Origin of the sequence: Dietzia sp. E1 (assembly GCF_014145015.1) — a bacterium.
Lineage (GTDB): Bacteria > Actinomycetota > Actinomycetes > Mycobacteriales > Mycobacteriaceae > Dietzia > Dietzia cinnamea_A.
Map to the genome: position 1 here is coordinate 1 of NZ_JAALDU010000519.1, position 8,196 is coordinate 8,196.

Annotated in this window: 8 protein-coding genes and 1 pseudogene; 3 read left to right on the top strand and 6 right to left on the bottom strand. The window is 69.5% G+C overall.

Annotated features, from left to right (window positions below; all coding sequences use genetic code 11):
* Nucleotides 1-26: 26 nt before the first annotated feature.
* The gene (locus G6030_RS14935) at nt 27-209 is read left to right on the top strand and encodes a hypothetical protein (RefSeq protein WP_182643662.1); all 183 of its coding nucleotides are present in this window, start codon (nt 27-29) and stop codon (nt 207-209) included.
* Nucleotides 210-405: 196 nt separating this feature from the next.
* Nucleotides 406-1,098: a phosphatase PAP2 family protein gene (locus G6030_RS14940; RefSeq protein ID WP_182643663.1), complete on the top strand. Its 693-nt coding sequence runs from the start codon at nt 406-408 to the stop codon at nt 1,096-1,098.
* A gap of 19 nt (nt 1,099-1,117) precedes the next feature.
* Here the strand turns inward: G6030_RS14940 and G6030_RS14945 are convergent, their stop codons facing one another.
* The 6 genes from G6030_RS14945 to G6030_RS14970 all read right to left on the bottom strand — a co-directional run bounded on the left by G6030_RS14945 (nt 1,118) and on the right by G6030_RS14970 (nt 5,985).
* On the bottom strand, nt 1,118-1,699 hold the full coding sequence (locus tag G6030_RS14945) for a general stress protein (RefSeq protein ID WP_241724384.1): 582 nt from the start codon (nt 1,697-1,699) through the stop codon (nt 1,118-1,120).
* A 57-nt stretch (nt 1,700-1,756) separates the two neighbouring features.
* Nucleotides 1,757-3,580, bottom strand: coding sequence for a replicative DNA helicase (dnaB, locus tag G6030_RS14950; RefSeq protein ID WP_347238679.1), 1,824 nt, complete (start codon nt 3,578-3,580; stop codon nt 1,757-1,759).
* A 458-nt stretch (nt 3,581-4,038) separates the two neighbouring features.
* Complete coding sequence (rplI, locus tag G6030_RS14955; RefSeq protein ID WP_063972775.1) at nt 4,039-4,491, bottom strand: 50S ribosomal protein L9; 453 nt, start codon at nt 4,489-4,491, stop codon at nt 4,039-4,041.
* 114 nt (nt 4,492-4,605) lie between these two features.
* A complete protein-coding gene (locus G6030_RS14960) occupies nt 4,606-5,190 on the bottom strand; it encodes a single-stranded DNA-binding protein (RefSeq protein WP_007632070.1) in 585 nt (194 codons plus the stop codon).
* Nucleotides 5,191-5,282: 92 nt separating this feature from the next.
* The gene (gene rpsF, locus G6030_RS14965) at nt 5,283-5,570 is read right to left on the bottom strand and encodes a 30S ribosomal protein S6 (RefSeq protein WP_007632072.1); all 288 of its coding nucleotides are present in this window, start codon (nt 5,568-5,570) and stop codon (nt 5,283-5,285) included.
* 154 nt (nt 5,571-5,724) lie between these two features.
* Nucleotides 5,725-5,985 (bottom strand): LuxR C-terminal-related transcriptional regulator, encoded by a 261-nt coding sequence (locus tag G6030_RS14970; RefSeq protein WP_007632073.1) that lies wholly within the window; start codon nt 5,983-5,985, stop codon nt 5,725-5,727.
* 177 nt (nt 5,986-6,162) lie between these two features.
* Between G6030_RS14970 and G6030_RS14975 the strand changes: the two are divergent.
* Nucleotides 6,163-8,196 (top strand): annotated as a pseudogene (locus G6030_RS14975) (ATP-binding protein); the annotation flags it as partial.

Below are 8,196 nucleotides of genomic sequence, written 5' to 3' on the forward strand. Positions count from 1 at the left end.
GCAGAACGCTAGAACAGCGTCAACTTGTGGAAGTCAGGTCTGAAGCTCTCGGATCGCTCGGTTCGCTCGCCGCAGGGTCGCTCGCGGCGCCCATCCTCGGCTCGCTCGGCCTCGGCTCGCTGCTCGGGGGACCCGGTAGCGGCGCCGGCAGCGCGACCGACTCGCTGACCGGCCTCCTGCCGACCGACCTGCTCGGCGGACTGTCCTAGCCTCGACTTCTCGGCGACCCGGGGGCTCCCGCCCCCGGACATCTCGGTGTCCAGCGGGCGGAGCCCCCGGGTCGCTGCGTCTGTGCGGCCGGGGAGCCACGCTCCTGGGCCCGCGCTGGCGAGGCCCGCGCTCGGGCCGCGCTCGCCGCTTGAAGTTTTTCCTGATTTTCTCAGCGGTTCTTTCTAGGCTGATGCCGTGAACACCGATGACGACGGCCGGCGCCGCTGGCGATCCACGGTGACGACCACGCGCCTGGCCCCCGGCGCGGCCGCCGCCCTGATCCTCATCCCGCTTCTGGTCTTCGGTGTCCCGGCCGTGGAAGTCGCCCGGCAGGGTTCCTTCGCGTTCGACCGGACCGTGATGTTGTGGGTGCACGGCGCGACGACGCCCTGGCTGACCGACGCCGCGACGTTCGCCTCGCTACTCGGCGGGAAGGTGGTGCCGGTCGCCGCCGCCCTCACCGCCCTCGTGCTGTGCGTCAGACGCCGATGGGTGGATGCCGGCTTCGTACTGGTGGCCTACTTCGCCGCCTCGCGGATCAACGTCGCGCTCAAGGCCCTCTTCGAGAGAACGCGCCCCGACTTCTGGGAGCATCTCTCCGCAGAGAACACCTTCTCGTTCCCCAGCGGACACGCGATGGGGTCGATGTCGATCGCGGCGCCACTCGTTGTTCTCGCCTGGGGCACCCGGTATCGCTGGCCGGCACTCGTGGCGGTGTCGTTCTACGTCCTGGCAGTAGGAGCGTCCCGCGTCTACCTGGGGGTCCACTTTCCCAGCGACGTCATCGCGGGGTGGTGCATGACCGTGGGCGTGGTGGCGGTGTTCGTCGTGACCCTGCAGGTGACCTCTCAGCGGATCCGCCGCCGCGCTCCGGCCCTCTCGAGCTGAGGGGCCGAGCGCCATCAGCTCAGCGCTGCAGGTCGGTCCTGGGCGCTGGTCCGCCGATGAGCCGGACGGCCTCATCGAGATGCGTCGACTCGACGAGCACGTCGTAGGAGTCGGCTTCCATCGTCTGCACCGACGAGAAGTCGCGGCGTCCGCCCGTCGAGGCGTGGCCGATGGCGCCGAAGAGCGCGCCCCACAGTGCGCCGAAGCCGAGGGACCAGACGAGGATCCACAGGAAGCTCGCCAGCGGGGCGAGGATGAGGAAGAGGATCGCGAGCAGGAGGCCGAACCACAGGCCCGCCAGCGCTCCTCGACCCGCGGCCTTGCCCGTGGTCATCCGACCCGTCACCTGCTCGATCGAGCGGAGGCCGCTGCCGACGATCCGAACCCGCTCGACGGGGAAACCGCGATCAGACAGCCGATCGACGATCTCCTGCGCGACCGAGTAGTCCGGCGCGCTCTGCAGGACCCGGTAGTCGGTCACGTTCGTCCCGTACGCGGTCTCCGGGTAGTCGTTACGAGCTGTCGTCAACGTGGTGTCCTCCTTCTCTGCGACGCCCTCTGCAGGCGTCGCCTCGGTGAAAGTTATCGATGCATACACCATCGTACCGATGTGAGGAGAGGGTCCCGGCCCACGAACGGGGGTCCGCATGTCGAGTGGCTACAGCCCGCGCGCCATGTCCACGAATCGCGAGTAGTGGAGCTGGTGCGCGACCGTGATCGTGGACGTGGGACCGCCACGGTGCTTACCAAGGATCAGGTCGGCCTCGCCGGCGCGCGGGTCGTCGCGCTCGGAGGCGTCCGGGCGGTGCAGCAGCATGACGATGTCCGCGTCCTGCTCCAGCGAGCCCGACTCACGAAGGTCCGAGACCTGCGGCCGCTTGTCGGTACGCTGCTCCGGCCCACGGTTCAGCTGCGAGATCGCGATCAAGGGCACGTCGATCTCCTTGGCCAGCAGCTTGAGCTGACGGGAGAACTCCGAGACCTCCTGCTGACGAGACTCGACCTTCTTGCCCGAGGACATCAGCTGGAGGTAGTCCACCACGATCAGGCGCAGGTCGTGCTTCTGCTTGAGCCGACGGGCCTTGGCGCGGATCTCCATCATCGTCATGTTGGGAGAGTCGTCGATGAACAGGGGCGCCTCGGAGATCTCGCCCATCCGCCGGGCCAGCCGCGTCCAGTCCTCGTCGCTCATCTTGCCCGACTTCATGTCGGACAACTTGACCCGCGCCTCGGCGCTCATCAGACGCATGACGATCTCGGTGCGGCTCATCTCCAGCGAGAACACCACGGAAGTGAGCCCGTGCTTGATGGAGCAGGACCGCATGATGTCCAGGCCGATGGTGGAGTTGTGCGTCGGGATCGCGGTGGGACCCGCCAGGTAGAGGTGGTCGTCGGCGGCCACCTCGATGCACTTGACCGGAACACTCGCGGCGCCGCGCACGTCGGTGATGAGCCGAGCCGCGCGTCCGGAGTCCGGGTGCTCGGGGACGACGATGCCGAAGTCGCAGACCAGCATGAGCGTGTCCAGCGACTTGGTGGTGACGATCTGCTCGGTGCCGCCCATCTCGATGCGCCACTCGTGCTCGGCGTCGGCGACCAGCTCGGTGCCGTCGTTGAACCGCACGGTGAAGCAGGGGCGGCCCTCCCACACCTCGGTCACGGCCACGACCTCGGTGGGCTGCCCGTCGGCGCCGAGCACGCGGTCACCCACCGCGACCTCGCCCATGGTGGTCTGACCGTCCGGGGTGGGCAGGACGGTGTCCAGGGCGAGAGCCTTACCGACGCCGGGGCGGGCGGCGATGATGATCATCTGCCCGCCGTGCAGGCCGTTCGTCACGGCGTCGAGGTCCGCAAACCCCGTGGGAACACCCTGGGCGAGACCGCCCGCGGTATGGATGTTGTCGATCTCGTCCATCGTGGGCTGCAGCAGCTCCTCGATGATGACGTAGTCCTCGGTGGTGCGGCGCTCGGTGACCTCGAAGATCTCCGCCTGCGCCCGGTCCACGACCTCGGCGACGTCCGATCCCTCGGACCCCGAGTAGCCGTACTGCACGATGCGGGTGCCCGCGTCGACCAGACGACGCAGTACCGCCTTCTCCGCGACGATCTGGGCGTAGTACCCCGCGTTGGCCGCCGTGGGCACGGTCGATATGAGCGTGTGGAGATAGGGGGCGCCACCGGCGCGGCGGAGATCCCCGCGGCGATCCAGCTCGGCGGCCACGGTCACCGCATCGGCCGGCTCCCCGCGCGCGTACAGGTCGAGGATGACGTCGTAGATGGCCTGATGCGCCGGCTTGTAGAAGTCACCCGGCTGGATTTCCTCCACCACGTCCGCGATGGCGTCCTTGCTCAGCAGCATGCCGCCCAGCACGGACTGCTCGGCGGTGAGATCCTGCGGCGGGGTACGGCCGAACTCGCCGCCGCCACCCTCGTCGGGCGGAGGGGGCAGCTCGCCGGGACCGTCGTATCCCGCCTGCGCCATGACCGCTCCTCTTTCACTGTCGAACTCGGCCGCCCGCCCGGTCCCGACTGGGAACCGGCGAGCGACCCCTTCACTGTAGGGCACCGACACGACACACCCGGAGTCGCGCCCCCGCAGTTATCCACAGGCTTCTCCACATTTGCGAGAGGGCGTCTGTGGAGAACTGTGAATGGTTGGGGGTTACGCAGGGCCGATGGGCGTATCACTGTGGAGAACCGGTGGAAAGACCAGGTCAGTTCCCGAATAAGCGCAGGTCACGGGCATCGCCGCAGGTCGGAGGCCCCGTGGAGAACCTCGTGTATCACGTCACAAACCGGGACACAATAGATAACGAAAGATGAACGCGACGGATCTGAGAACCCACCGGACCCTAGCCTTTACAACTAGTTATCCACAGGCCGTCCACAATGGCGAGGGCCCCGGCCGTCACTGTGACGACCGGGGCCCTGCGCGGTGTATCAGGCGGGAACGACCTCGACCGCGACGCGCGCGGTGGTGTCGTGACCCAGGTCGACGACGACGTTGTGGCTGCCGGTCGCCTTGATGTGCTCCTTGGGCATCTCCACGGAGCGCTTGTCGAGCGTGGGACCGCCGGCGGCCTTGATGGCCGAAGCGACGTCACCCGCGGTGACGGAGCCGAACAGCTTGCCCGTGTCGGAGGTCTTGACCGCGACCTTGACGTCGGTCATCGACTCGAGCTTCTGCTTGAGCTCGTTGGCGTGATCCGAGTCGCGGACCTCGCGGGCCTCGCGGGCACGCTTGATGGACTCGATCTGGCGCTCGGCGCCCGGGGTGGCCACGATGGCCATCCCGCGCGGGAGCAGGAAGTTACGACCGTATCCGCCCTTGACCTCGACGATGTCGCCCGGCGCACCGAGCTTGTCGACGTCGGCGGTGAGGATCAGCTTCATGATCCGTCTACCTTTCTTTCCTCCGACGGACCCGACCTGGGCCGGATTGTCGCGAGGTCATGTCTCATGCTTGTGGGGTGGGACGCCGGCAGCGCCCCGGGGAATCGACCCGATCTAGAACGGGGGCTCGTCGTCCATGCCGCCGAAGCCACCGGAACCACCGGCCTGCGGGGCGCTGCCCCACGGGTCGTCGTTCTGCTGGCCGCGGCCCTGGCCGCCACCGTAGCCGCCCTGCGACTGACCGCCGCCGTAGCCACCCTGCTGGCCACCGCCCTGGAAGCCACCACCCTGCTGGCCGCCGCCCTGGAAACCGCCGCCCCCGCCGCCTTCGCGGTTGGTGCGGGTCACCTTGGCGGTGGCGTACTTGAGGGACGGGCCGACCTCGTCGACCTCCACCTCGTACACCGTGCGCTTCTCGCCCTCACGGGTCTCGTACGACCGCTGCCGAAGCCGGCCGTTGACGATGACACGCATGCCCTTCTGCAGCGACTCGGCGACGTTCTCCGCCGCCTGCCGCCAGACGTTGCAGGTGAGGAACAGGCCTTCGCCGTCCTCCCACTGGTTGGTCTGCGAGTTGAAGCGACGCGGCGTGGAGGCGATCCGGAAGTTCGCCACCGCGGCACCCGACGGCGTGAACCGCAGCTCGGGGTCCGCGACGATGTTCCCGACCACCGTGATGGGGGTGTCGCCCTGTGCCATTCGCTTGTCCTCCGTGTTTCAGGCCTGGTGTGGATGGTGATCGGAGGCCGACCGACCGCGCCCAGAGTACCGGGGTGGTCGGACAGTCCGGGTCACTTGTCGGCGCGCAGCACCTTGGTGCGGAGAACGTTCTCGTTCAGACCGAGCTGACGATCCAGCTCCTTGACCGCGTCCGGCTCGGACTTGAGCTGGACGACGGCGTAGATGCCCTCGTTGAGCTTGTTGATCTCGTAGGCGAAGCGGCGCTTCCCCCAGACATCGACCTTGTCGACCGATCCACCCTCTTGCCGGATCACGTTGAGGAACGTGTCCAGCGACGGCGCCACGGTGCGCTCGTCGAGACTGGGATCGAGGATGACCATCACTTCGTATTGACGCATGGGACCTCATCACCTCCTGTGGACTACAGATTCGGCCACGGTGTCTCCGTGGCAGGAGGGTCGTTGCGTCAGCAACCGCTCAAGGCTACCCCGCCCGAACTCGGCTGACGAAATCCCCGTCGGTCTCGGACCGTGCCGCGAGCAGCCCGCGCCCTCACAGATCGTCGAGCCGGACGTACCCGTCCTCCACGGCGCGCAGGAGTAGACGCACCTTGGTCCGCGCGGGCCTGCCCACCGCGTCGTACTTGGACCGCACACGCTGGATGTACGTACTGACCGTCGAGTCGGCCAGGAACAGCCGCTCGGTGACCTCCCGCTTGCTGTCCGAGGCGAGCCAGGCGATGAGGACCTCGACCTCGCGGTCGCTGAGGTCCGGCCGGTTCGCGGCGGATGGAAAAGGAAGTGTTGCCGTCATGATGCCCCCCGATGAGATGAATGTGAGTTCATCCTGAGGACTCGCACAATCACCGTCGACTCGGGGCGAGATGTCCGGACGAGTCCGTACGGTCGCGTCGTACGTTCGCATGAAACGCCTGGTTTTCCTGCGCCTTCTCCCCCCGCGCAGGCGGCGGTCGGCCGTACGATGTTGACCGTGGAGACAGCCCGCGGGCCCGGCGATCACGCCGACGATCGATCAGCACCCTCTCAGGTTCGGACACGGGAGGAGCTCGGGGCCGCCCTCACCGCGCTCCGCGCGGGGGCCGGTCTGTCGGTCCGGGACGTCGTCCGCCTGGTGCCCTCACTGTCCCTGGGAACCGCCTCGGGATGGTTTTCCGGCCAGCACGTACCGACCCGCGCCAGCGAGTCGACGCTCGTCGAGATGCTCCGGCTCCTGGGCGTGGACGACGCCGGGTCCATGGCGGAATGGCGTGCCGCCGTCGAACGGGTCCGGTCCCGACCGGGGCCGCGACGTCCCGCCCGCCGCTCCACGGGCGTGGGCTCACCGAGTGGCCGGGCCACGACGGCGGACCGGGATCGTCTGAGCGGAGAGATCACCGAGCCCACCCGGCCGGTGCACCGCACACCGGTGCCCCAGCCCGACGACACCGGCAGCCCGTACGTCGGACTGCGTCCCTATCTGGCGGGTGACGCGCCGCTGTTCCACGGCCGCGAGGCGGAAGTCGAACAGATCCTCCGCCGGCTGGCCTCGCCGCGGGTCCGCCCGCTGGTGGTGGTGGGGGCGTCCGGGTCGGGCAAGTCCTCGCTGCTCGCCGCGGGTCTCGCCCCGCGCTGGACCGCCGGCGGCATCCCCGGTGACGCGTCCGTGGTGATCGTCCGGCCGACCGAGGTCACCGCGGAGTCCGCCGACGGCGCCGGCCTCCTGGTGGTGGACCAGCTCGAGGAGATCTGGGCGGACGACCTCGACGCCGGCCGCCGCTCGGCGATCCTCCACCAGCTGGGCCGACGTGCCGCCGCCGGCCGTCCGACCGTCCTGGCGTTGCGCGCCGACTTCTTCCAGTCCGCCCTCGCCGAACCGGTCCTCCGCGACGCGCTCGACGACCCGGTGGTGCTCGGCCCGCCGAGCCGCGAGCAGCTGGCCGAGATCATCGTCGAGCCCGCCCGGTCCCTGGGTTACACGGTCGAGCCGTCACTGGTGAACCTCCTGCTCGACGCGGTCGCCCCCACGCACGCCGGCGCCGACGAACGCTCGCTGCTGCCGCTGCTGTCCCACGTGCTGCTCGTGTGCTGGGAGCGCAGCCGACGGCGCCGTATCACCGTGGACGACTACTACTCGTCGGGCGGTGTCGAAGGCGCCGTCCGCGCGTCGGCGGAGTCCGTCTACCAGGAACTCGACCGGGCGGGACGGGCGAACTGCCGGGCCCTCTTCCTCCGGCTCGTCGACGTCCGCTCCGCCCGACCCGTCCGTCGCCACGCCCCGCTCGCCGAGCTGTCCGAGGACCTCCTCGTCGTCGCCACCCCCTTCGCCCACGCCGGCCTCCTCACCGTGGACGGTGACTCGGTCACCCCCACCCACGAGGTCCTCTTCTCCTCCTGGCCGCGCCTGGTCGACTGGATCGACGCGGACCGCGAGGGCCTGCGCGTCCTCGCCCGCGTGCGCGCGGCCGCCACCGACTGGGAGGACTCCGGCCGCGCCGACGCCGCCCTGCCCCCGGCGTCGGCCACCGCCGACTATGTGAGATGGAGGGACGACGACGAGGTCGCCAGCTCCCACCTGGCGGAATCGGAGAGGCAGTTCCTCGCCGCCGCGGAATCGCATCACCGGTCCGTGGCCCGGCGGGACCGCAGACGCATCCGCGCGCTGACCGGACTCGCGGCGTCGTTGGCGGTGGTGACCGTCCTGGCCCTGGTCGCCAGTGTGCTCGCGCTCCGGGCGGAGGCGGACGCCCGCCACACCCGCGACGTCGCCCTGTCGCGCTCGGGGTCGGTGTCCTCGACCACCGCGTTCAGCCGCGACCCCGGACTAGGGCGCGCTCTCGCGCTGGCCGCCTACCGGATCCACCCCACCACCGAGGCGCGATCGGCGCTGCTCAACACCAGCCGCGCCGACGTCCCGCTGCGATTCGAGGCCGCCGCCGGCTCCGGGCGTGTCGTGGCCCTGCCCGACGGCGCGGGCGTCGCCTCCGTCAGCTCCGACGGCGTGCTGCGGCTCTTCCGACCGGGCGAC

Bases quoted from the DNA above. Each gene is read 5' to 3' on its own strand.
- G6030_RS14945 (WP_241724384.1), bottom strand. From the start codon at position 1,699: ATGGTGTATGCATCGATAACTTTCACCGAGGCGACGCCTGCAGAGGGC.
- dnaB (WP_347238679.1), bottom strand. From the start codon at position 3,580: ATGGCGCAGGCGGGATACGACGGTCCCGGCGAGCTGCCCCCTCCGCCC.
- rplI (WP_063972775.1), bottom strand. From the start codon at position 4,491: ATGAAGCTGATCCTCACCGCCGACGTCGACAAGCTCGGTGCGCCGGGC.
- G6030_RS14960 (WP_007632070.1), bottom strand. From the start codon at position 5,190: ATGGCACAGGGCGACACCCCCATCACGGTGGTCGGGAACATCGTCGCG.
- rpsF (WP_007632072.1), bottom strand. From the start codon at position 5,570: ATGCGTCAATACGAAGTGATGGTCATCCTCGATCCCAGTCTCGACGAG.
- G6030_RS14970 (WP_007632073.1), bottom strand. From the start codon at position 5,985: ATGACGGCAACACTTCCTTTTCCATCCGCCGCGAACCGGCCGGACCTC.